This is a genomic window from Porphyromonas gulae DSM 15663, assembly GCF_000378065.1.
GTDB classification, from domain to species: Bacteria; Bacteroidota; Bacteroidia; order Bacteroidales; family Porphyromonadaceae; genus Porphyromonas; species Porphyromonas gulae.
The window spans coordinates 1-24878 of sequence record NZ_KB899162.1; the positions used below are offsets into that span (position 1 = coordinate 1).

Sequence of the window (24878 nt, forward strand, 5' to 3'; positions counted from 1 at the left end):
AAATCCCCGACCCTGTGGGAAATAACCCACAAGGTCGGGGTAAGGGGGAAGAAGAATACCACCGCTGAGAAACACTGCCTCAATAGGCAAAAATGACTTGAAAGAACATAGTCATATAATCCTTGCATTGTGCAATGGACTCAATTACCCTTCCGGAGCTCATGCATGTAGCTCCACAAGGGTGATTTACAAGCCCTTTTACGCCTGCTTCCATCCAAATTCTTCCCTCCTTTTATGCGAAGAATACCTCTTTCATCCATCTCATTATTTTTCAAAGGCCTTATAAAAACAAATCCATCAGCAAAGCCGACCTTGCTGATGGATTAGAAAAAAACTATTGTTGCCCTAAGAGAACCTGTAATGCTTTTACAGGACGTGACAATGCCCCGATTATTTGCGGAACGGGGGTTTCACGATCTCGGCCTTGAGCTGACGACCACGTACTACAATGCCAAGCTCTGTGCCGACTTTGCTGAACTCCGTAGCCACATAGCCCATACCGATACCTTTCTTGAGGTAAGGAGACATCGTTCCGGAGGTAACCTCTCCGATGATCTGTCCTTCGGCATTGGCAATTTCGTAGTGCTGGCGGGGAATACCCTTGTCTTTGAGTTCGAAGGCAACGAGCTTACGCTTCAGGCCTCCTGCTTTTTGCTCTTCCATGATCTTACGGCTCGGCATATCCATTTTGTCGTCGGTGAACTTCGTGATCCAGCCCAGCCCGGCCTCTATGGGAGAGGTGGTGTCGCATATATCATTGCCATAGAGACAGAAGCCCATCTCCAGACGAAGCGTATCGCGAGCACCGAGTCCGGCCGGTTTGATGCCTTCGGGCTTGCCGGCTTCAAAGAGGGCATCCCATATCTTTTGTGCGTATCGGGGATAGAAATAGAGTTCGAAACCGCCTGCTCCGGTATAGCCCGTAGCCGAGATAATCACATCGGGACATCCGGCGAATGTGCCTACTTTGAACGTATAGTAGGTGATTTCGCTCAGGTCGATGTCCGTGAGACGTTGCATTACTTCCGTTGCTTTCGGACCTTGTACCGCAAGTTGGGCGATGTTGTCCGATGCATTTTCCAGTATGGCTCCCATCGTATTCTGCTGCTGGCACCAAGCCCAGTCCTTGGCAATGTTGGCAGCGTTGGGTACCATCATATATTTTTCCTCTTCGTAGCGATACAGGAGGAAGTCGTCTACTATACCACCATCGTTATTGGGGAAGCAGCAATATTGAACTTGGCCGACTGCCAGTTTGGAGGCATCGTTGCTGGATACTTTCTGTAAGAAGCGGAGGGCATTCGGGCCTTTTACCCAAAATTCGCCCATGTGCGATACGTCGAATACGCCTACATTATTGACTACATTCATGTGCTCATCTATGATGCCGCTGTATTCGATAGGCATATTGTAGCCCGCAAACTCGTGCATCTTTGCTCCTAATGCAATGTGCACATCGGTAAAGGGAGTTGTCTTCATTTTTTTGATTCCTTGTTAATTGTGATTTGTTTAGTTGATTGGTTCGGAAACGATGACAAATTTAGCCAAAAAGCACTATCGTTCGGAGTACATCTCGTCGTAGTATCGGAGGTAGTCGCCACTGGTAACCCGATCCAGCCAGTCTTGATTGTGAAGATACCAGCGGACGGTTTTCTCGATGCCTTCTTCGAATTGGAGAGAGGGTTCCCAGCCCAGTTCGTTTTTCAGCTTAGTCGAGTCGATGGCATAGCGCAGATCGTGTCCGGCCCTGTCCGTTACGTAGGTGATCAGCTTCTCCGAAGAGCCTTCCTCTCTGCCCAAAAGACGATCCACCACGCGGATCATGACCTTGATAAGATCGATGTTCTTCCATTCGTTGAAGCCACCGATATTGTAGGTGTCGCCATTCTTGCCCCGATGGAATATCAGATCGATGGCACGAGCATGGTCTTCGACATAGAGCCAGTCGCGGACGTTCTCCCCTTTGCCATAGACGGGTAGAGGCTTGTTGTGCCGGATATTGTTAATGAAGAGGGGAATGAGTTTCTCCGGAAATTGATAGGGCCCATAGTTGTTCGAGCAGTTGGAGATCACTATCGGCAGACCGAAAGTGTCGTGATAAGCCCGGACAAAATGGTCGCCGGAAGCCTTGCTGGCCGAATAGGGAGAGTGTGGGTCGTATTTGGTTTCTTCCGTAAATAGCGTACCGTCGAAAGCCAATGCCCCGTATACCTCATCGGTCGATATGTGATAGAAACGCTTGCCTTCGTATTCCCCATGCCAAGCCTCTTTAGCTGCTTGCAGGAGCGTCAGTGTCCCCATTACGTTGGTACGGGCAAAAGCTAAAGGATCCTTTATAGACCGATCCACATGACTTTCGGCCGCCAGATGAATGACTCCGTCAATGGCATAATAAGCAAAGATTTTCTTCAGCGTATTGGCATCACAAACATCCGCTTTGACGAAGCGATAGTTCTTCTCGGACTCTACATCCTTGAGATTGGCCAGATTGCCGGCATATGTCAGCGTATCGAGATTGATGATCTCATAATCAGGATAAGCATTGACCATGAGTCGTACCACATGCGATCCGATAAAACCGGCACCGCCGGTGATGAGAATATGACGTCGGAAGTTCATCGTTCTTCAATGTTTTAGCAGATTCAGACACGCAGCCAAAGAATCCTGCCAGTGAGGAATGCTGATGTCGAAAGTGTTTTTAATAAGTGTCTTATCCAAGACGGAATAATGCGGCCTTCTTACTCTCGTCGGATATTCATCGCTATGGCAGGGGCTGATCCGGCATGCTGTATGACCACTAATTCGGGCGATGGCCACTGCAAGGTCGAACCACGAACATACGCCTTCGTTGCTAAAGTGATATAGCCCCGTCTTAACGGGCAGTTGTCCTATAGCCAGACGGTGTATGAAAGCAGCCAAGTCCGCAGCATAGGTAGGAGTACCAACCTGATCGAAGACTACATTTAATGTATCGCGTTCTGCTGTCAGCCGAAGCATCGTTTTCACGAAATTATTGCCGTACGATGAGTACAGCCACGATGTGCGCAGTATCATGTATCGGCAGTCGGCTGCCAACACAGCCTGTTCTCCTTTTAGCTTGGTACGACCATACGCACCGAGAGGAGCCGTCGGAATGTCTTCCCTATAGGGGATATTCGCCATACCATCAAATACATAATCCGTAGAAATATGTATCAGCAGGGCATCATACTTCGCAGCAGCAGCTGCCAGATGAGCCACGGCTTGGTGATTGACTTTCTCGGCAGAGACTTCATTGTCTTCGGCTTTGTCCACAGCTGTATATGCGGCACAGTTGATAATGATCCCGATGCTATATTCCTCCATAAAGCGTAAGACAGCATCTCTATCTCTAATATCCAGTTCCGCTAAATCGGTGAAAACAAAACGGCTGTCAGCCGAAGCCAACAACCGAAGTTCACTACCCAACTGACCATCGGCTCCGGTTACCAGTATTCGGTTCATTCGTATAAGTCTTGATTGTAGGGGAAGAGATTCCGGAAATCCTCGCTCGATGTCAGTTCTGCCCACGAGGGATTAGCCTGATCTTTGGCAGAGAGGACAATGTCCTCTGCAGGGATTCTCCAGTCAATGCCTAAGCAGGGATCGTTCCAAGCAATGGCTCCTTCGCTTTGCGGAGCATAGTAGTTGTCGCATTTGTACTGGAATACGACCTCGTCGCTTAGCACGACAAAGCCGTGAGCAAATCCGCGTGGGATAAAGAGCTGCCTGAAGTTTGTATCGGAAAGCTCCACGGCTACATATTTGCCGAAAGTAGGCGATCCGAAGCGAATATCCACGGCATAGTCAATCACACACCCACGTACTACTCGCACCAGCTTGCTCTGAGCATGAGGAGGTTTCTGGAAGTGAAGCCCTCTCAGTACTCCATAGCGGGATGCCGATTCGTTGTCTTGTACAAAATTAATGGGACGAATACCCGTTTCTATCTCTTGCCGACTGAATGATTCGAAGAAATAGCCTCGATCGTCACGGAACAATCGGGGCTCAAGGATAACAACTTCGGGTATTTCGGTGGGGGTGAAGTTCATGGATGGGGAACTCTCTATTTGATCAGTCCAAGCAGATACTTTCCGTATTGATTCTGTTTCATCGGTTCAGCCACACGAGCCAGATCTTCTTTGGTGAGCCAGCCATTATTGTAAGCAATCTCCTCCAAACAGGCGATCTTCAAGCCTTGGCGTTTCTCTATGACAGAGACAAATGCGGAAGCATCTGTCAGTGATTCGTGCGTGCCTGTATCCAGCCAGGCAAAACCACGCCCCAGCTGTTGGAGGCGGAGCTGATTGCGAAGCATGAACTCCTGATTGACTGAGGTTATTTCCAGTTCGCCCCGTGCTGATGGTTTGACATCTGCTGCTACATCCAGTACATCATTGGGATAGAAGTAAAGTCCCACCACTGCGTAGTTGCTTTTCGGCTTTTTCGGTTTTTCCTCCAGACTGATGACCTTGCCGGTAGCGTCCACTTCTGCTACACCATATCGCTCAGGATCATTCACATAATAGCCGAAAATGGTGGCCATGCCCTTTTCTGCATCGGCAACTGCCGACCGAAGCATCTGGCTGAAGCCATGCCCGTAGAATATATTATCTCCTAAGACGAGACAGGCACAATCGTCTCCTACAAACTTGCGTCCGATGATGAAAGCCTGTGCCAATCCATCGGGGGAGGGTTGCACTGCATACTCCAAGCGAACACCGAGATCACTGCCATCACCCAAAAGCCGTTGGAACATGGGCAGGTCCTGTGGTGTGGAAATGATCAGGACATCCCGAATACCCGCAAGCATAAGCGTAGAAAGCGGGTAGTAAATCATCGGCTTGTCATAAACGGGCAGAAGCTGTTTGCTTACACCCCGAGTTATCGGATATAGACGAGTGCCGGATCCTCCGGCAAGGATTATTCCTTTCATAGCAAATCGATTTGCGGGACAAAAATAACTTTATTACGATCAAATGGCAAATAGGATTGCAGCAATAGCCTGATCTATTTACATCGCTCTCTTCTTACTCTATGAATTTTATTCGTTATTTATCGGCAACAAGCCTGTTTGTATTCATTCGGTGATTGAAAGACTGGATCACTGCTTCTATTCGGCGTGTCATACTGTCAGCCCGTGCAGTTTGCGTTTTGATCAGATTTGTGTGAAGTTCTTTATCATTAAGATAGTCGTACAAGGCAAGAGGACGATTGCCATCGTGCTGAAGGACGAAGCCATCCCCTAATAGTTGAAGCGTACCGTCATAATCGGTAATAGCAAAATGCGGGGCTTGTCGGCTAAACATGTTATTCCCGAAAGCCAGAACAGGAGTAGAATAACCCAAAAGGCTTAGCACTGTCGGAAGAATATCGGCTTGCTGTACGGTAGTAGTCCTGTCAAATCCTATCAAATCAGATCCCGGAGCATAGAATAAGATGGGTACGGCATAACGTCCGACAGCACTTCTGTATTCAGGACGGAGATCTCCGGAAGCATGATCGGCTGTGATAACGAAGAGCGTATTTTCAAACCAGGGTTGCCGGCTTGCTTTCCGGAAAAACTCTCCCAAGGCATGATCCGTATATCCGATGCACTGTACCAGTGGTTCGCCCTCGTTGGGAAAACGGCCTTCGTAATGGCTTGGAATACGGAAAGGCTCATGGCTGGAAAGTGTGAACAGCGTACCCACGAAAGGCTGCTGCATATGATTGAGTTGGTCCACGGCTTGCAACAAGAACGGCTCGTCCCAGATACCCCATACACCATCGAAATCTTCATCATGGGCATACTCCGTCTTGCCGAAATAACGTTTGTAACCGGCTTGTTTGACAAAAGCATCGAAGCCCATTGATCCGTTTGGTGCACCATGCAAGAAAATGGATTGATAACCGATATGCCCAAGAGCCGTCCCCAATCCTTCAATCTCATTGCCCGAATAGTGAGACGTAATGAAGTGTGAGCGAAGAGAAGGCAACGAACTCAATATGGATGGCATGGCATCGATACTCTTACGCCCGTTGGCAAAAGCTTGTTCGAACAGGTATCCCTTTTGTGAAATCGAGTCGAAGCAGGGTGTATATCCTTTGTAATCGGGAATGTCTTGATTCAGCCGTCCCACGTATTGGCGGGCAAAGCTTTCGATGATTATTACCATCACGTTGCGTCCACGCAACTGACCGAAACGAGCTGTCGTATCCATCGCCAAATGATGAATGGGGTTGAATACTTGCTCCAATTCCTTTTCGGAGGCATAAAAACGCTTTTCCTCCAACCCTTGTTTGCCAATGGTACGAATGATGCTGTAGGGTGTATTCAGTACCAAAGCCCTGTGTTCCACCTTGTCCACCGACAGATTGGCATAGCTCATTGTCATAGGACGCCACGACTTCGCAAAGCTGCCTCCACGTATGCCCCATACGATAAATGCGATAGCAGCAACGAGAGCCACTGCGTGGGCCGTATAATAATGCAGGCCGCCTTTTTCTTCGGCATAGGTGCGTACCGGTTTGACCCGATGATACAACCATACCATAGCAGTAACGAGGACTATGGCCAGCAGGCTCATATACCAGTAATTCAGAAGAAGATGCCATATCAGCCCTCCGCCCTCATGGCTGAATTCGGAGAAAACCGTCGAGGACGTTCGCTTCAAAGTGTATGGATAGTAAATACAATCGGCCAGACCTGCCGCCAGTCCCAAAGCATTTGGCACGAAAAAGGCCCAGTCAGTCAGGATTCGATAGGAGCGTTTGGTACGAAATCGGAATGGTAGAAAGCTCAACAGGATGAAAAGGGCATTCAAATACAAAACGGAAGCCGTGTCGAACCTAAGTCCCCCCATCCATGCACGCCATACCTGCTCGGCAGTCATGTCGGCAAAAAAGCGATAGTTGAAGAAGTAGAACAGTCCACGGGCAATACCGAAAAAGAAATAAGCCAATGCCATACGATAGGCAAAAGCCCACCAGCTGTTCGTTCGTATCGTCCGCTTACAAATATTCATATCTCTTTGTGTGTGTTCTATTCGGGTGGAGGCAGGAGGCGAGGGTAACGAATGATTTCGGTCACATATCCCTCGATTGAGTCTATTTCATGATTCGGTGCACGATGTATTCCGTTGCACCGGCATTGGATCTGATATAGTCTGCTGCTGCGTGGGATGCGGCATCCCTATAGGTCTTGTCCGTTTGCAGTCGCTCGATCAGGGAGCCAAACTCCTCTGCCGATGATATGGAGAAGCCTCCGCCGACATCTATCAACTCACGGGCTTCCTTGAACTTCTCGTATCGTGGCCCGAAAATAACCGGTATGCCATAGACTGCGGCCTCGGGTGTATTGTGAATGCCCTTGCCGAATCCTCCTCCGATAAAAGCTACCTGACCGTAGCGATAAATGGAGGATAGGAGACCGAAGCTGTCTACGATCAGACAATCCTGCCGGGCAATATCGCTTTCCGTAGCTTCCGAAAGTCGTATGAAAGGCCGTCGTATGTGCGATATGATCTGTAGCAAATGTTCCTTGTCGATTTCGTGCGGTGCCAGTATGAGCTTGATCTTGGGATTGCGATTGAAGTAGCGTACGAGTATCTCTTCGTCGGGAGGCCAACTGCTACCGCCCACAATGACCAAACCGCCTTCCGGTACGGAAGCAGCAAAACGCTCTATCAGCGGAAGCGATTTGCGAGCTTCATATACGGAGATCACCCTGTCGAAGCGCGTATCTCCCGCTACGGATACATGGTCTATCCCATGCTTTTCAAGTAGCAGGCGCGAAGCCTCGTCCTGAACAAAAATGTGCGTAAAGCAGTGTAACAAACGCTTGTATGCTCCTCCATACCAGCGGAAAAACAGCTGTGACGGTCGGAAGATGGATGAAACCAGATAGGTAGGTATCTGCCTGCGCTCCAATTCTGTCAGGAAGCAAGGCCAGAAGTCGTATTTGATGAAAATAGCCATCTCAGGCTTGACCAAATCCAGAAACTTACGCACGCGAGCCAAACGATCCGCCGGCAGATACACGATCACATCGGCACCTTCGTAATTCTTACGCACCTCGTATCCCGAAGGGCTGAAGAAGGTAAGCACGATCCTATAGTCCGGATATTCGCTTCGGATGCGTTCTATCATCGGTCTCCCCTGCTCGAACTCCCCCAAAGAAGCTGCATGGAACCATATATAACGCCCACCCGGTACTATGCCCTCACGTAGCCGACGCCACACCTTCCACCGCCCACGAACCATCATACGAGCTTTGGGATTGAACGGAACGGCAAGTTTGATCAGCGAGGAATAGACCAATCCGATCAGGCTGAAAAGGAATCGCATATATCTCGAAAAAAGAATTATTGCTCTCAGCCTAAGACTTCAATGGCACGGCGTATGCGTCCAACGGTCTCTTCACGCCCGAGCACTTCCATAATGTCGAAGATATGAGGGCCCTTGCTCTCGCCCACGAGTGCCAACCGAGTGGCGTTCATGATATTGCCGAGGTGATAGCCATTGGTCTCGATCCAGTTCTTTACAGTCGGTTCGGTTGCTTCGGCTTCAAACGATGGGTGAGAGTCCAGCAATTCGGCAAGTTCGCCCAACTGCTTGGCCGTATCTTCTTTCCAGCGTTTCTTCACTGTTTTTTCATCATAGGATAGCGGTGCGGTGAAGAAGAATCCGGCTTGCTCCCATAGCTCTCCGATAAAGTTTACACGCTCCTTGACGAGGGAGATTACATGAGCCGTTTTCTCATCGGTAGCCTCTACTCCATGTTCGCGAAGGATGGGGCGGAAGAGTTCGGCCAAGTCCGTATCGTCCTTTCGCTGGATATATTGGTGATTGAACCAACGCCCTTTCTCGTAGTCGAACTTGGCTCCGGCTTTGCTGCACTTTTCGATGTCGAACAGTCGGATCAATTCGTCCATACTCATGACATCCTGATCATTGCCCGGATTCCAACCCAGAAGCGCGAGGAAGTTTACCACCGCTTCAGGCAGGTAGCCGCTTTCACGATAGCCTTTGGATATATCTCCCGTTTGGGGATCTTTCCACTCCAGCGGAAATACGGGAAATCCCAAACGATCGCCATCGCGTTTGCTCAGCTTACCGTTTCCTTCGGGCTTCAGCAGCAGTGCCAAATGGGCAAATCTCGGCATCGTGTCTTCCCAACCGAAAGCACGATAGAGCAGGACATGAAGCGGTGCACTGGGCAACCACTCCTCACCACGTATCACATGACTCACTTCCATCAGATGGTCGTCCACGATATTGGCCAGATGGTAGGTGGGCAGGTCGTCGGCACTTTTATACAGCACCTTGTCGTCGAGGATGGAAGAGTTGATCACCACTCGTCCGCGAATCAGGTCGTTCACTTCTACGTCCACATTCGGCTCCACGAGGAAACGAACCACGTACTGCGTCCCCTCCGATACGAGACGCTCCACTTCTTCGGCAGGCAGTGTCAGAGAGTTGCGCATCTGTCCACGAGTAGCGGCATCGTATTGGAAGTTGGGTATCTCGGCTCGCCGAGCTTCCAGCTCCTCCGGCGTATCGAAGGCGATATATGCCCGTCCCGAATCCAATAGTTGGCGAACATATACACGATAAATATCGCGCCTTTCGCTCTGCCTGTATGGGCCATATTGGCCTCCATAGCCTACGCCTTCGTCGAATTTGATGCCGAGCCATTCCAATGCCTCTATTATATATGCCTCGGCACCGGGCACGAATCTATTGCTGTCCGTATCCTCGATGCGCAGGATCATATCACCTCCATGCTGGCGAGCGAAGAGATAGTTGTATAGGGCCGTACGTACCCCTCCTATATGCAACGGCCCGGTAGGACTCGGAGCGAAACGTACGCGTACACGTCTGTTGGTTGTATCCATTATTGGGTAATTTTTCATTTGTATAATGCCACAAAAGTAGCATTTATCTCGGTAGTTTTTTCGCTGAAAAAGCCTAAAAAAGGGTCTCAGACCGTCCAATAGCAAAGCAAATTCAAATACATATCGAAAAAAATGAGATAATCGAATCTATTCGATCTCATCGACATGTCCGTATCCATTGGTGCAATTCATGTCGTTTACACCCGGAGAAAAAAATCGAAAAGATATTAGGAAAAGGCTGATCTCGAAAAGGACATCACTTTGGATGTCAGGGCAGAGGCATTCAAAACAGCGTTCTATAAATTTTATAGTCGTTGAATGAGCCGTCAGTCATGTATTCAGTCTCTATTTGGAAGGTCTCTTTATGGTCTCGGATCCACGGATAGAGAGCAAAGAAGTTTATCCTCTCGACTTTTTACTCCTGATCGTTTTCCTCTCTACGCTCTCAGGTGACACCTCTTGGTACGAGATTGAAGATTATGCCGAGGAATACGAAGAAGAGTTGAAAAGCCGGTACGAAACACTTACGATCGTAAGCGTACGATGCCTTCCTGCACGATGCTGGAGACCAGCGTAGGTCTACGGTGCTCATTACAACATGCTAATTACCAGTATATTATGGCCAATTAAGGTGAAATGAAAACAATCTTAGAAGTTTTCCCTGTTTTGCGTCTTCAAAATTCATTTTCCCCCTTATTTGGGAAGATCAGGACTCATTTCTTATAATAGAAAGAAACCCGTGATTGTAATTTCCAATAGTAAGAGAGCAACACAGACTACAGAAAATTCCCCGAAGAGACCGGCCTCTTCGACAGAGGGCTATCGCATTTGAAGGATTGTACTGCGATTGCCCTGCTTTGGATGTGATTTATAGGGTATAGAAAGCGGTAATATCGGATTTTGAGACCTTTTGCGTCCTATAAACAGTAGAGCAAAAGAGAGAATAGGATACATTTATATGATGTGAAAAAGAAGGATTGGTTTTGTGATGATATTCTTGTCTTCGGAAAGACAAAAATTCAAAAACCAATCCTTCTTAATAGAGTAAAGAGTTGTAACGGTCGAAGTCTTTCTCAGACTTCGTTATCGCTGATCGCCTTTCAGGGAGGCTACATGCCCCCAGGTACCTCCATTGAGGACATTGGAGAAGCCGTTCTGCTCGAGAATGCTCTTGGCCTGGCTGCTTCTGTTGCCGCTGCGACAGAAGACGATGATGGTCTTCTTATTCTTGAGTTCATCCAGGCGAGATGCTATCCGGTCCAGCGGAATATTCACGGCTCCGGATACACTGCCCGAAGCAAATTCACCCGGCGTACGTACATCGACCAGAAAGGCACCGTTGCGAATAGCCTCGGTCAGAGCCTTATCGTCAGGCTGCGAGAATAGATTTTTCAGTAATCCTAACATGACAATTGCAATAATGATGGTTAAGGAAGACGATATTACTTTTTTGATATTTTGCTTTGACATACATAGTCCGTTTTGGGAACACCGGTCTGCGCAATGCTTGCGAATCCGCCTTCGATGTCCGTGAAATTACGATAACCTCGCGAGAGTAGGATACTGGAAGCGATCATACTGCGGTATCCGCCTATACAGTGCAGATAGAAGTGTCGGTCTCGGGGAATATCTTGTATCCAGTCATTGATATAGGCGAGCGGACGGCTATAAGCTCCTTCCACGTGCTCTGCTGCATATTCGCTCTCCTTGCGTACATCGAATACGAGGCTCTCTTCGGAGCGGAATCGTTCGGCAAATTCGTCGGCCGTGATGCGTTCTACATGGTCGATCTCTTTGCCCGAGGTTTTCCATGTGTCGAATCCGCCATCCAAATAGCCCAATACCTGATCGAATCCCACACGACTGAGCCTTGTGATCACTTCCTGCTCACGTCCGGGATCTGCCACGAGCAACAGAGGTTGCTTCACGTCTACGATCATCGTACCGACCCAAGGGGCAAAGTCCCCATCCAGACCGATGTTGATCGAACGAGGAATGAAGCCTTGGGCGAACACGCCGGGAGCTCTCGTATCCAGTACCAGAGCATCGGACGTTTCGGCTATCGCTTCGAAGTCTGCGGCTGAGAGGGCTGAGAGTCCGCGCTCCATCACGTTGTCGATGCTGTCATATCCCATCTTGTTCATAGCCACATTGCCACCGAAATAAGCCGGCGGTGGCAACAAGCCCTCTATCACAGATGCTATAAATGCCTCTCTGTTCGGCTGATTAAGAGCATAATTGACTCGCTTTTGGTTGCCAAGGCTGTCCACTGTCTCCTGCATCATATTCTTGCCGCAGGCCGATCCTGCACCGTGAGCCGGATATACGATGATGTCGTCCGACAAAGGGAGGATCTTGGTGTAGAGACTATCATAGAGCAGGCCGGCCAGCTCTTCCTGTGTCAAGTTCGCAGCTTTCTGCGCCAGGTCAGGACGGCCGACATCTCCGAGGAAGAGCGTGTCGCCACTGAAGAGAGCCGTCTCGCGTCCGTTTTCGTCGATAAGCAGGAAGCAAGAGCTTTCCATCGTATGTCCGGGTGTATGAAGCACTCGGATCCTTACATTGCCCAACTCGAAGATCTGATTATCCTCAGCCACTATCGCATCGAATCCGGGCTTAGCCGTAGGTCCATAAACAATGGGGGCACCTGTGGCACGGCTCAGATCGAGGTGTCCGCTCACAAAGTCGGCATGGAAATGCGTCTCCAATATGTATTTGAGCTTTACCCCGTCGCGCTTGAGGCGTTCGAGGTAGGGCGTGATCTCACGCAGTGGGTCGATGATGGCAGCCTCTCCCATCGAAGTGATGTAGTATGCGCCCTGGGCTAAGCAGCCCGTGTAAATCTGTTCTACTTTCATATTTGTCGAGTGTTATTAATGCTTGTCTGACGTTGCAAAGATCAACCATCTTTCCGGCTCGTACAGCTACTTTAGTCACACAATGGCGCGAACTATACGAGTACGGTCTCTTTGAGAATGATGTATAGCCCCATGACGAAGACGAACCAGCCGAATGCCGGTTTGAGTTTGTCTCCGTCAATATATTGGGAGAGTTTCATGCCGATGAATATCCCGATGATGGCAAAAGCCGTTACTGAGAGGAGAAGCCCCCAGTCGAGACCGGCCGGATTATTCTCTCCCAGAAATCCCAAGAGCGATTTGGCTGATATGATTACAAGTGAGGTGCCGATAGCTTGTTTCATCGGTAGGCCTCCGAGGATGACTAAGGCAGGGATGATCAAGAAGCCACCTCCGGCGCCGACAAGCCCTGTGAGCGTACCGACCACAATTCCCTCAAGGAGGATCAGGGCATAACGGGGTCGTTTCGGCTTGGGGGATCTCTGTGATGCTTTCTCCTGCATTTTAGCCGGTCTGATCATACTGACGGATGCCGTAAGCATCAGTACGGCAAACAAGAGCATCAGGAGCATGTTCCGGTCAATCAAAAAACGGCCAAGACTCAATACATGCTCAGGAATCGCCGGTACCAGATAAGCTCTCGTCAGAAATACGGCGAGGATCGATGGCAGACCGAAAAGCACTGCAGTGCGAACGTCCACCAGCGAGCGACGAAAGTATGAGATACTCCCGACTACACTGGTAGCTCCCACGATAAAAAGCGAATAGGCTGTACCCAAGACAGGGTCTATACCCATGAGATATACGAGCACGGGAACGGTGAGGATACTCCCTCCGCCACCGATAAGGCCGAGTGACAGGCCGATTAAAATAGATGCCAAGTAACCTGCTATAAGCATACTGTCTCCGGTTTTATGATGAGGCAAAGGTCATCATATCCGGAGCGGTGTACAGCTACTTTGGTCACATAAGGGTGATTTTGTTACGCCCTAAGCGAACGATGCCGGATTCTTCCAGTTGTTTGAGCAGCCTTGATACCACGGCTCTGGCTGTTCCCAATTCATTGGCCAGTTGTTCGTGCGTGATCTGTATCGTATTGCCCTTCACGAGTTCGGCCTTCTTTTGAATGAGGGCCAATAGACGTTCGTCCATTTTCTTGAAAGCAATGGCATTCACCGTATCTAATAGCTCCTCGAATCGCTTGTGGTAGGAGCGGAAGATGTAGTTGAGCCATTCGGGATGCTCTTTCATAAAGAGGGAAACCTTATCGACGGGCAAGAAAAGAATCTCGGCATCGTCTTCGATCTCCACTTTTACCTTGCTCGTCTCATTGTGAAGCCCCCCAAGAAAAGACATGATACAGCTTTCGCCCGCCTTGATATAGTAGAGCAGGATTTCTCTGCCATCCTCTTCGGTACGGATCACCCTCATGACCCCTTTGATAACGATAGGGATGGAGCGAACATGTGCATTCTCATTGAGGATAACGCTGCCGGCCTTGTAGACCTTGAGGATGCCATGCTTATACAGTTTGTCCACAAGCTCAGGCGAAGAGCGAAACTCGGATATATCTTCTATCTGCTTCATAGGAGCAAACTTAATAAAACAAGTACGCAACCGAAAGAAATGGAAGAAAAAGCCTCTTGCTCTATCCCTCTTCTATCGCGATTTAATGCTTGCGTTTTGTTGATTCTTATTTTCCTCCTTATACATCCCAAAAGGATGATTCATAAGCCCAAAAACAGGCGCGAAAAAAGTTTTCAACAACGAAGATGAGTTTAGAATCATTCCAAATAAACATCTGAAAGGAAACGGATTTTGAAGTCAAAAGGGAGATAAAGCAGACTTTCTTAGGTCAAAACATGATTTTGGAAGAGGGTATAACGATCTATATACAAATCATTTATGATAAATATATAGATCGTTTTCGATTTGTATATAAATCGTTTCCCATTTATATATAGATCGAAAGTCATTTCTATATAAATCGCATGCTGAAAAAGGCCTTTTCAAGAGCCTGTATATAAAGAGTCATGCACCAAGTTCTACATAGAACTTGGTGCATGACTGGTTGTGTGTGGAGGATTATCGGGAGAACTATTGCTCCTTATCTGCCATGAGTACGGACATCATTTCTTTTAACTCCGACAGGTATGAGGAATAAGGGAGAGAGCCCCTTGTAGTAAGATATGTATGAGAATGAAGTATGCATGTTTGGAGTCTTTATCGTTATTTATCAAACAGTTTTATCAAGCAGCCGAGGTCTCTGTATAATAAACGCTTTCTGAGGGGAACCTCTGCCGGCTTGCAAATGTAGCAAAAATCGATTCGACCAACATCAGCAATAGAGTATTATACCAAAGGTGATCGCCCAGCCGATCACACATATCTGCATAAAACGATCCTGCAACAAAACTTTGGTGGGACTGCCACTGCGGTTTTCGACTAATGTCAGTTGTAAATGGCGAAGGAGTCCCGCCAAAACGAATATGGCGGTAAGATATAAATGGCTGCTACCGATACGTGCCACTACCTCGTCAGAAATCGTGTACATGATGTAGCACACCACTGTTATTGCAGCTACGATACTCAATGCTTGGTTCATGAAAGCGGTATTGTACTTGTCTATATTGCCTCGAGCTTTCATCCCGGTTGTCTCATAGATCCATACATCATCCCATCGCTTGGCTAAAGCCAGGAAAAGGGCCAGAAGCATAGTCATGAGCACAAGCCACTTCGATAGCATAATACCTGTGGCTAAGCTACCCATTAGAAGCCGTAAGACAAATCCTAAAGAAATGATCAGAATATCTACGATCGCTATCTGCTTGAGCTTGATGCTGTATAAAATATTCATTCCGATGTAACAGACGACTACCAGAGATACCCCTATGGGATCCATTGCTATGGTAATAATAGCCCCTACCCATAAGACTCCTATACTCAAAATAAAGCAGATGGACATCAGAGCATATCCCCATGACATGGATAAAGCTCCACTGGCAATAGGGCGATGACGCTTGACAGGATGTAACCTGTCCGCTTCCACATCATTGATGTCGTTAAAGCAGTAAACACCGCTGGCAGCAAGGCTGAAACTCACAAAAGCGAACAGACTCGGCAGCCAATACTCCACCTCGAACAGATGTTTGCCGAAAAAAACCGGCAAGAAGATGAAGAGGTTTTTGACCCATTGGTGAGGGCGTAGAACTTTGAAGATAGAATGGCACATCAGTTAAATAATTGTGAAGATAGTGGACAAGAGGCCTGATAGCGTTATTGATCAACCACAAAGGTGTAGTTTCTTTAAGAGGCCTACCCCATGCCATCAGGTTAATTAGAAGAACAACTAAAAACAAAGAGTGGAACGATTCCCTACAAAAATAAAGAGTTTGAGAACACGGACAAATAGCAAACATGATATAGAAAGAACTCGAACGCTTGTTAATTTGTAAGATGACACCCATGGTAATACCTTCCCAAATATTGATTTGGTTTAGATAATCACATGGCAATGAACCGAAGTATAAAGCTTGTAACACAAGCTTAATGTTTCTGGATTATCTTTGTACAAGAATTGGGCAGAGATGCCTTTAAGTCGAATCTAAATTATTATGTCTTATGAGAAAAAGAATTCTACAACTTTTCCTGACCACACTGCTGATGGCCTTAGGTTTCTCTTTGGCAATGGCGCAAACAGTGGTGACCGGTAAGGTGATCGATTCAGAAACATCCGAACCTCTCATCGGTGTATCTGTAAGCACCGGTCAAGGGGCATCCCTCCGCGGTGTAACCACCGATATGGATGGTAGCTTCCGATTCGAAGTGCCGGCCAAATCTGTCCTGACCTTCCGTTGCGTAGGCTATGTTACCCTAACTCGCTCTGTAGGCAGAGGCTCTCAAGAAGACCTTGGCACGATCTCCCTCGATCCGCAAGCCATCGGTTTGGATGAAATTCAGGTAATAGCCTCCGTGGTGCCTAAAGATCGTATGACGCCGGTACCAGTCTCTAATATTCGCGTGGCCGATATTCAGGCAGCTTCGTTGAATATCGAGTTCCCCGAATTGGTTAAGTCCACTCCGTCTACTTATACCACCAAAGGAAGTGGAGGTTTCGGTGACGGCCGTACCAATGTGCGTGGATTCGATACCTATAACTTCGGTGTACTCATTAATGGGGTTCCCGTTAATGGTATGGAAGATGGTAAGGTGTATTGGAGTAATTGGAGCGGTCTGATGAACCAAGCCAGCACCATTCAGATCCAACGCGGACTCGGAGCTTCCAAGCTCGGTATCAGTTCTGTAGGGGGTACGATGAACATTATCACTAAGACTACAGATGTCAATACCGGTGGTTCGGCTTATGTCGGTATGGGTAACGATGGATTGCACAAGGAATCTTTCTCTATCTCTACGGGTATGAACGATGGTTGGGCCATCTCTATCGCAGGTTCCCATATGACTGGTCTGGGTTATGTGAATGGGCTGAAAGGTCGTGCATTCTCTTACTTCTTCAACGTTTCAAAGAAATTCAACGAACGTCACACCCTTTCTCTTACCGGATTTGGTGCACCGCAATGGCACAACCAACGTTCCAGCAAATACTCTGTGGCTGACTATGATAAATATGGTATCCGTCACAATCAATCGTTCGGTTATCTGCGTGGCGAACTGACTCCTACAGCTTATGCTTACAATACCTACCATAAGCCTCAGTTCTCGCTGAACCACTTCTGGAAGATGGATGACAACACCTCTCTTTACACCACAGCATATGCGTCTTTAGCTACCGGTGGAGGTCGTCGTGCTTATGGAAAAAACAGCAAGTGGGTATTGATCAACTATAATACGGGTCAGCCCTACGAACAAACCAAGGTAACTCCCGACGGACTCATCGATTACGATGCGGTACTGGCTGCCAATGCTGCGGCAAGCAACGGATCAGAAGCAATCTTCGCTCTCGGATCTAACTCTCACAAGTGGTTCGGCTTGCTTTCTTCGTTCAAGAAGAAGCTCAATAGCTCGCTGACTTTGACAGCCGGATATGACGGACGTTACTACCGTGGCGATCACTATGACAAGATCACCGATCTGCTCGGTGGCAATTACTATGTAGAGGATCCCAAGGCAAAGCTTGCCTATCATACGGAAGGTCAGCACCTGAAAGTAGGTGACATCGTAAACCGTGACTATACGGGGGAAATCATGTGGCATGGTCTCTTTGCTCAGATGGAGCATTCATCCGAATGGATCGATGCATTCGTATCGGGATCTATCAACTACGAACTCTACCGCAATCATAACTATGGCGGTAGCAAGTCCACCAATTACCTGGCCGGTGTATCGCCGTGGAAGAGCTTCCTTCCCTGGAGTGGTAAGGCCGGTCTGAGCTACAAATTTGCACAGGGACACAACGTATTCGTAAACGGTGGTTACTTCACGCGTGCACCACTCTTCGGTAATGTTTATGCCGCAGGAGCTATCGTTCCCAACGAAAAAGCCAATATGGAAAAGGTGTTTACAGGAGAAATCGGATATGGATTCACGAATCATAAGAACTTCGAATTCAATATCAACGGATACTATACCAAGTGGATGGACCGCGTGACTTCGAAGAGAATCGGAAATGAATATGTTTATCTCAATGGCGTTGATGCCGTTCACTGTGGGGTAGAGGCTGAGATCAGCTATCGTCCTATTCGTCAAATCAACCTTCGCGGTATGTTCTCTCTTGGCGACTGGACTTGGCAAAACAACGTAAGCTACACTTCATACGACGAAGCCGGTAATGAGACAGGACAGGATATAACTTATATCAAAGGGCTGCACGTCGGAGACGCGGCACAGATGACAGCTGCCGTATCTGCGGACATAGAGCTGTTCAAGGGTTTCCATGTTGTAGGTAAGTACAACTTCCTTGGCAAAAACTATGCAGGATTCAACCCTGCAACACGTAATGCACAGCAGTACGAAGCAGATGGCAAAGAAATCGTAGAATCATGGAAGTTGCCCGATGTAGGTCTGTTCGATCTGTCTGCATCTTACAATTTCAAGCTCGGTTCGCTCAGCACTACGTTCTACTTCAATATGGACAACGTCGCTGACAAGCGATATGTGAGCGATGCCGACGACAATATCATCGGTAAGAAACACGATGAGGCTTCGGCTCTCGTATGGTACGGCTTCGGCCGCACTTGGTCTACCGGTATTCGTGTGAACTTCTGATCCTGCTGTATAAAGACTGAGAGAGACTGCGCCGAAAAGCTGTTTCAGCGCAGTCTCTTTGTTTTTACCGAGGTGCTACTAGACCCGAAAAGGGGCTGTATCAATCAAGCGAACGGAAGCGATGCAGTGCATAGCCATAGGCCGGTAGCCGGAGTGGGTAGGGGGCGTATTGGGTGAGACAGCCGATGCTATTTTCTCCGGAGAGCATATCGGTCAGCAGGAAAGCTGTATTGTCCTTTACCTGCATGGTCTGAAAGGCGTGTTCGGGGATATTGACCCTGATTTCTGCGTCGAAGGGTGCAAAATTGGCTACAACAAGAAGTATTTCATCCGATGTATGGCGAAGAAAAGCAAATTGCCGATCAGGCCGGAAGTAAGGATTGCTCCGATTGGCATAGCCAAGGTCATAGAAGTTTCCTTGAACGACTGATGGCAGGGCGCAAACATCATGTAATAGACAGGTATAACTTTTTAGTAAGACGCGTTCTTCTTCGGATAACATCTTCGTGTCGTATAGTCCGCCATTGATGCGACGCTGCATCTTGTCCAGACTCCAATAGTCAAATATCGTGGTGCGACCGTCCTTACCGCTGAACCCTTCGGCATCCATTCCACGTTCGCCAAGTTCCTGTGCGAAGTAAAGCATAAAGGGATTGCGCCCTATCGTGGCGGCTATCGTTACTGCCGGAAGAGCTTTCCGTGCATCTCCTGCAAAGAAATCCGAAGCTATGCGTTGCTCATCGTGATTCTCAAGGAAGTAGAGCATATTGTCGGCAAATCGCTCTGTTTGTCGTACTGCTCCTGATATATCCGAAACGGAGCCATATCCGCAAATAACGGCACGGAGACAGTCATACATGCCTACCTTATCATACAGATAATCGAATCCTGCATGAAGATATTCTTCGTAAAGCTCCGGACGGTAGATTTCAGCGATGAATAAGACCGAGTATCTTTCGCGAATTTGCGATATTACCCATTCCCAAAATTCCACCGGCACCATTTCGGCCATGTCGCAACGGAATCCATCTATTCCTTTGCTTGTCCAAAAGAGCAGAATATCTCGCATCCGAATCCATGTATCGGGTATCGGGTCGAAGTGTTTGCTTCCTCCATTCAGATAGTCGATGCCGTAATTCAATTTCACTGTTTCGTACCAATCCTCCTTGCCTACATGAGAGGAGAATCGGTCGTTGCCCGTTGCCTTCGCAGGCTCTTCCTGATAAGACATCGTACGACTCTGCTCCCCTAAATGCAGGTGGAGGTGTTGTTCCGGCAGGTAGTAAAAATTATTGTTGGGAGAGAATGCTAAAAGCGGATCGTCTCCCTCGCCCAGATCTTTTGTACCCGATGGTTTGGCATCCGACTGATATTCGCGTGCTACATGGTTGGGTACAAAATCTATGATCACTCCCATACCCGCACGGTGTGTACGCTCGATCAGGTCGTGAAATTCTGCCATTCGGTTAGGAATGTCCGTAGCCAATTCGGGCGATATGTCGTAATAGTCTCTGATAGCATAGGGTGATCCTGCTTTCCCTTTGACGATATCGGGATGACAGGGAAGAATACCGGCATCGCCATAATTGGTCTGAGTAGCTTGCTCAAGCATGCCGATGTACCATATATGCGTAGTGCCGAGGCTCCGAATCATTTCCAATGCTTGCGGGCTGAAGCTCTCCATCTTACCACAGCCGTTATCCGTTATACCACCTCCCGGTATTCGTGTTTGGCATCGATTGTCGAATAGACGTGGCAGCACGGAATAGATAATCACCTTTTCGTCCTTTTTCATGGATTCTGCGTTATCGAAGTCGTTTTGAGGACTTGTTCGGCCATTTTGTATCCGAATGCTGCAATTTCTTCTGCCGGCTCCACTTGGAAGGGTTTGAACTTGATTATTTCTCCTGATTCGATCAGCAAATCGCACAGCTTGCGATCGGGCAAAGAGTTCGCTCGGAAGATGTAGCCGAAGCAACGCTCTGCAATGCCGAAAAGACTCTTTTTATACTCGGAAGGTTCCTTCGGATTGAGGTGTACCCCTATGAGATAGCGGCAGTCCTCCCGAATGACGGAAGCCGGAAGATCTTTGAATAGTCCGCCATCTACGTAGGTAGTCCCGTCTATCTCCACCGGGTTGAATAGAATCGGAATGCTACAAGAGGCTGTGACGGTTTCGACAAGAGGCCCTTGGGTAAAAACCTTAATTAGACCACGGTCAAGATCCGTTGCCACTATCTTGATCGGAAAGTGTAGATCTTCGATATTCTTGTGACGCAATACTGAACGGAGGAAGCTCTTGAACTTTCGTATACTGAATACGCCTCTTTGCGGTATTTGCCATTCGGTCAGGAACCCGAAGTCTTTCCCGCGAAACAGTTGGGGGATTTCTTCGGGAGCATATCCATCGGCATAGAGAGCGGCTACCAACGCTCCTGCGCTAGTACCGGCTATAATGTCGGGGCGTATCCCGTTGTCCTCAAGGGCATGGAGTACCCCTGAATGAGCAAATCCTTTGGCTGCTCCGCCGCTAAGAGCCAAGCCTATTCGATACTTTGCGTTTTGATATGAAGAATGAGGCATATTGCTGTGTTTGGTCAGGTAAATATAACCGTCTTTTTCAACCAACGGCCATGATTGCTGCCGAAATGTATAAAAACAACGAGGCTGTGTCCTGGGAGAATCCTCGTATGACACAGCCTCAGATTTGTGGAATTATCTGTCAGAGATCAATAGGTATGATCATCATGCTCCATTTCTTTTTTCGTGATCTTACGAATGTCCAATGCTCGCCATGCATAGAAAATGTAAGCCAAAACGAAAGGAATGAGGAGAGAGACGTAGCTCATCACCTCCAGCGTGAAGTGGCTGGAGCTGGCATTCTCTATTGTAAGAGAGCTTTGCAGATCGTATGTGGATGGGTACCAAGACGTGTCGTTCCAGCCGGTTATGAGCAGCAGGGCAAGTACTGTCAGCACGGTTCCCGTACCATGTAACCAAATGCCTCGTTTGAAGCCTTTGCGTAGTAGGGTCAAACCGATACCGGCAAGTACAAGAACTACTCCCAACAGGAAGACCGCCAAAACAGCCGGCATATCCAAGAAGTTGTACAGGTACTTGTATGGCTCCATATAGACCTCTTTGGAGACAGGGTCAACGGCAAAGCCATTCGTATTCATCAAGAAGGCTATGTACGCAAGGAAGAAGACCAGAAAGGCAATCGTATTAGCCCAAAGTCGGCGTCTGGCAGCTGTATAGAGGCTGTCGTCATCGATATTGTTGATGAAATAAAGTAGAGCCGATACTCTTGCAAGGAAGAATACAGCCAATCCGAGTACTACATTCCACAGGTTCAAAACGGCTTCCAGACCTCTCAGCTGCCACCCATTGAACGGCTGCCAGGCCGAAACGATCTGACTGCCTCCGGAGAGATCGAACATCGCCATCTTGTTTACCACGAAGTTACTGCCTGTAAAGAATGTGGAAACAGCCGTTCCGAGCAGAACCGGAGCCAATACACCATTGATGAAAAGCAGTATTTGGTAGGTTTTCTTCCCCCATACATTACCATGTTTGGATTGGTACTCGTAGGATACAGCTTGGATAATGAAGCAGAAGAGGATCAGCATCCATACCCAATATGCTCCGCCAAAGCTGGTGCTGTAGAAAAGTGGGAACGATGCAAAGAGGGCACCCCCGAAAGTAACCAATGTCGTAAAGGTGAATTCCCATTTTCGTCCGGTCGAATTGACCATCATTTTCTGAGTCAGTTCGTCTTTGCCAAGACTGAAGAGGAACGACTGTCCTCCTTGTACGAATAGCAGGAAAACCAGCAGTGCTCCCAGCAATGAGACGAGGAACCACCAGTAGTGTTGTAACAATGCGTATTCCATAATTTCGTGTCGTTTATTCTATGAATAGAGATCGGGATTCGTTAGCGTTATTCTGTCTCGGGACCTTTCTTGATTGCTTTGCGCATGATGTTCAGTTCGGCAACGAGCAAAGCTGAGAAGAGTACGAGGAAGACAAAGAAAGTGATCATCACGGAGCCGGCTTCCAGCTTGGATACGGCAGCTTGTACCGGCAATAAATCTTGGATCGTCCAAGGCTGGCGTCCTACTTCCGCTACGATCCAACCACTCTGACTGGCTACCCATGCAAGAGGCATACATACGATAGCGACCATGTGGAACCATCGCATTTTGCTGAATTTCTCCGGTTTGAAGCTGAACAGCCATGCCAATAGGAATAGCAGTATAAACAGCATACCCAATCCTACCATGATACGGAAGCTGTAGTAAGTCAGCCCCACGGGAGGAACTATATCGTTCTTGTGCTGGATATAGCCATAGCCGAAATAGGGGAAATTCTCGTCTATAACGGATTTGTGCTGTAGGGCAGCTTCCATATCGCCGGCTTGTTTGGCCTTGCTGTAGTCGTTCAGAGCCATGATCGCCCTGCGTCCACGCTGCATCATACTATCCACCGGAATAGCGGTAGTGCCATCGGCCTTTACATATCCGCCTTCGAGGATGTTGTTGATACCCGGTACATAACCGCTGGGGTTGCGAGTTCCCAAGACAGAGAGTACGCGTGGCACCGATACGTTGAAGAGGAAGGCTTCCTTATCGTCCTGCGGTGTTTCTTTCGCCGGATTGAGGATGCCGAAGAGGCTGAGTGGAAGGCCCTTGCCATCGGCAGTGAGTCCATCCTTGTCCGTCTGTCCTGCATCGTACAGACCTTCCATGGCTGCCAGCTTCATCGGTTGCTTTTGTGCCACGTTGTAGGCAGAGGTGTCGCCGGTGAAAGCTGTGATAAGCGAAGCAGCCAAGCCGAAGGGAGCGATGATCTTGATGTTTTTGAGGGCGAAGTCCTTGTGTTTGTCGTCCTTTCTGAGCAGGTGGATGCCGCATACGCCCAAAGCAAATACGGATCCGAGAGTCCAGCAGGAAGAGATCGTGTGCCAGAACTTATTGATCGCAGTGGAAGAGAATACCAAAGCCCAGAAATCCGTCATTTCGTTGCGCATCGTATCGGGGTTGAAGGTCATTCCCACCGGCTCTTGCATCCAAGCATTGGCGATAAGAATCCATACGGCCGACAGGCTGGCTCCGATGATGGTCAGCCATGTGGCACTCAGGTGAAACCCTTTGCTGACCTTGTTCCAGCCAAAGAACATAACGGCAATAAAAGTAGCCTCCATGAAGAAAGCCAAAATACCCTCGATAGCCAATGGCGCTCCGAAGATATCGCCCACGAAGAGGCTGTAGTTAGACCAGTTGGTGCCAAACTCGAATTCGAGAATGATTCCCGTGGCCACACCGATCGCAAAGTTGATACCGAATAGCTTCTGCCAGAACTGGGCATAACGCTTCCACTCCGGTTTGCCATTGCGATAATAGATGGTCTCCACGATAGCCATGATGACACCCAATCCCAGTGTCAGCGGGACAAACAACCAGTGATACATGGCTGTAAGAGCAAACTGTGCACGCGACCAGCTTACTAAGGCATCTAAATTCATAATCATACGCTTATATCTTAATATTTTAGGGGTTTATTCCACGTTTGATAAGTTCTTGCTGCACATATTCGGATTTGGCAGCACTGTCACTGCCGGCCTGTTGTTTCAGAAAGTTTGGGAAGAAGAATACTTTCAGGATGGCGAACATGATGAATAGCTTGATGAGGATAATAGCCCATAGCGTCTTTCCTAATTTCATATTCCTGAAGCCATCTATATAAAAGCGGACTATGCGCATAAGCAAGTTCTCGCGTTTTGCTTTGGTTGTTGTCATAGTTTTTTTCGATCCAAAAATGAAAAACCGAGCAGGTCTCGATTTTGCCGTAGTGGTACAGCTTTCTTACAAATATAGGATAAGAATTGTTTTTTCGGACG

Annotated in this window: 19 protein-coding genes and 1 pseudogene; 2 read left to right on the forward strand and 18 right to left on the reverse strand. The window is 48.1% G+C overall.

The genetic code is table 11. The features are described 5' to 3' along the window. Window positions 1–390: 390 nt before the first annotated feature. The 8 genes from gcvT to gltX form a co-directional block, all read right to left on the reverse strand. On the reverse strand, window positions 391–1479 hold the full coding sequence (gcvT, locus tag F452_RS0105915) for a glycine cleavage system aminomethyltransferase GcvT (protein ID WP_026292236.1): 1089 nt from the start codon (window positions 1477–1479) through the stop codon (window positions 391–393). A gap of 75 nt (window positions 1480–1554) precedes the next feature. Continuing rightward, window positions 1555–2619 (reverse strand): dTDP-glucose 4,6-dehydratase, encoded by a 1065-nt coding sequence (gene rfbB / locus F452_RS0105920; protein ID WP_018965308.1) that lies wholly within the window; start codon window positions 2617–2619, stop codon window positions 1555–1557. A 6-nt stretch (window positions 2620–2625) separates the two neighbouring features. Beyond that, complete coding sequence (gene rfbD / locus F452_RS0105925) at window positions 2626–3483, reverse strand: dTDP-4-dehydrorhamnose reductase (RefSeq protein ID WP_018965309.1); 858 nt, start codon at window positions 3481–3483, stop codon at window positions 2626–2628. Next, the gene (gene rfbC / locus F452_RS0105930; protein WP_018965310.1) at window positions 3480–4070 is read right to left on the reverse strand and encodes a dTDP-4-dehydrorhamnose 3,5-epimerase; all 591 of its coding nucleotides are present in this window, start codon (window positions 4068–4070) and stop codon (window positions 3480–3482) included. The genes rfbD and rfbC overlap by 4 nt, the downstream gene beginning before the upstream one ends. 14 nt (window positions 4071–4084) lie before the next feature. Then, complete coding sequence (gene rfbA, locus F452_RS0105935; protein ID WP_018965311.1) at window positions 4085–4954, reverse strand: glucose-1-phosphate thymidylyltransferase RfbA; 870 nt, start codon at window positions 4952–4954, stop codon at window positions 4085–4087. 115 nt (window positions 4955–5069) lie between these two features. Next, window positions 5070–7025, reverse strand: a complete 1956-nt coding sequence (locus F452_RS0105940) for an LTA synthase family protein (RefSeq protein WP_026292237.1) — start codon at window positions 7023–7025, stop codon at window positions 5070–5072. A gap of 82 nt (window positions 7026–7107) precedes the next feature. Further along, window positions 7108–8346 (reverse strand): 3-deoxy-D-manno-octulosonic acid transferase, encoded by a 1239-nt coding sequence (locus F452_RS0105945; protein WP_018965313.1) that lies wholly within the window; start codon window positions 8344–8346, stop codon window positions 7108–7110. Window positions 8347–8372: 26 nt separating this feature from the next. Then, window positions 8373–9896, reverse strand: coding sequence for a glutamate--tRNA ligase (gene gltX / locus F452_RS0105950; protein ID WP_018965314.1), 1524 nt, complete (start codon window positions 9894–9896; stop codon window positions 8373–8375). A 364-nt stretch (window positions 9897–10260) separates the two neighbouring features. Between gltX and F452_RS0105960 the strand changes: the two are divergent. Further along, window positions 10261–10425, forward strand: a pseudogene (locus F452_RS0105960) (transposase family protein); the annotation flags it as partial. Between the two features lie 554 nt (window positions 10426–10979). Here the strand turns inward: F452_RS0105960 and F452_RS0105965 are convergent. From F452_RS0105965 to F452_RS0105990, 5 genes are all read right to left on the reverse strand, one after another. Further along, window positions 10980–11366 carry a rhodanese-like domain-containing protein gene (locus F452_RS0105965; protein ID WP_026292239.1) on the reverse strand — a complete coding sequence of 129 codons (387 nt, stop codon included), beginning with the start codon at window positions 11364–11366 and terminating at the stop codon, window positions 10980–10982. Then, complete coding sequence (locus tag F452_RS0105970) at window positions 11339–12754, reverse strand: MBL fold metallo-hydrolase (RefSeq protein ID WP_018965318.1); 1416 nt, start codon at window positions 12752–12754, stop codon at window positions 11339–11341. Before F452_RS0105970 ends, F452_RS0105965 begins: the two co-directional genes overlap by 28 nt. Window positions 12755–12846: 92 nt before the next feature. Continuing rightward, on the reverse strand, window positions 12847–13653 hold the full coding sequence (locus tag F452_RS0105975) for a sulfite exporter TauE/SafE family protein (RefSeq protein WP_018965319.1): 807 nt from the start codon (window positions 13651–13653) through the stop codon (window positions 12847–12849). Window positions 13654–13717: 64 nt separating this feature from the next. Beyond that, complete coding sequence (locus tag F452_RS0105980) at window positions 13718–14341, reverse strand: Crp/Fnr family transcriptional regulator (RefSeq protein ID WP_018965320.1); 624 nt, start codon at window positions 14339–14341, stop codon at window positions 13718–13720. A 751-nt stretch (window positions 14342–15092) separates the two neighbouring features. Further along, a complete protein-coding gene (locus tag F452_RS0105990) occupies window positions 15093–15986 on the reverse strand; it encodes a decaprenyl-phosphate phosphoribosyltransferase (RefSeq protein ID WP_018965322.1) in 894 nt (297 codons plus the stop codon). 389 nt (window positions 15987–16375) lie between these two features. Here F452_RS0105990 and F452_RS0105995 point away from each other — a divergent pair, with 389 nt between their 5' ends. Next, complete coding sequence (locus F452_RS0105995; protein ID WP_026292240.1) at window positions 16376–18979, forward strand: TonB-dependent receptor; 2604 nt, start codon at window positions 16376–16378, stop codon at window positions 18977–18979. A gap of 100 nt (window positions 18980–19079) precedes the next feature. Here F452_RS0105995 and F452_RS0106000 read toward each other — a convergent pair whose 3' ends face one another. From F452_RS0106000 to F452_RS0106020, 5 genes are all read right to left on the reverse strand, one after another. Next, window positions 19080–20774 (reverse strand): alpha-amylase family glycosyl hydrolase, encoded by a 1695-nt coding sequence (locus F452_RS0106000; RefSeq protein WP_018965324.1) that lies wholly within the window; start codon window positions 20772–20774, stop codon window positions 19080–19082. After that, window positions 20771–21562 (reverse strand): patatin-like phospholipase family protein, encoded by a 792-nt coding sequence (locus F452_RS0106005; RefSeq protein ID WP_026292241.1) that lies wholly within the window; start codon window positions 21560–21562, stop codon window positions 20771–20773. The genes F452_RS0106000 and F452_RS0106005 overlap by 4 nt, the downstream gene beginning before the upstream one ends. Before the next feature lie 146 nt (window positions 21563–21708). After that, entirely contained in the window at window positions 21709–22872 is a 1164-nt protein-coding gene (locus F452_RS0106010; protein ID WP_026292242.1) for a cytochrome d ubiquinol oxidase subunit II, read from the reverse strand. A 47-nt stretch (window positions 22873–22919) separates the two neighbouring features. Continuing rightward, a complete protein-coding gene (locus F452_RS0106015) occupies window positions 22920–24509 on the reverse strand; it encodes a cytochrome ubiquinol oxidase subunit I (protein WP_026292243.1) in 1590 nt (529 codons plus the stop codon). Window positions 24510–24528: 19 nt separating this feature from the next. Further along, window positions 24529–24777 carry a DUF4492 domain-containing protein gene (locus tag F452_RS0106020; RefSeq protein ID WP_018965328.1) on the reverse strand — a complete coding sequence of 83 codons (249 nt, stop codon included), beginning with the start codon at window positions 24775–24777 and terminating at the stop codon, window positions 24529–24531. Window positions 24778–24878 lie beyond the last annotated feature (101 nt).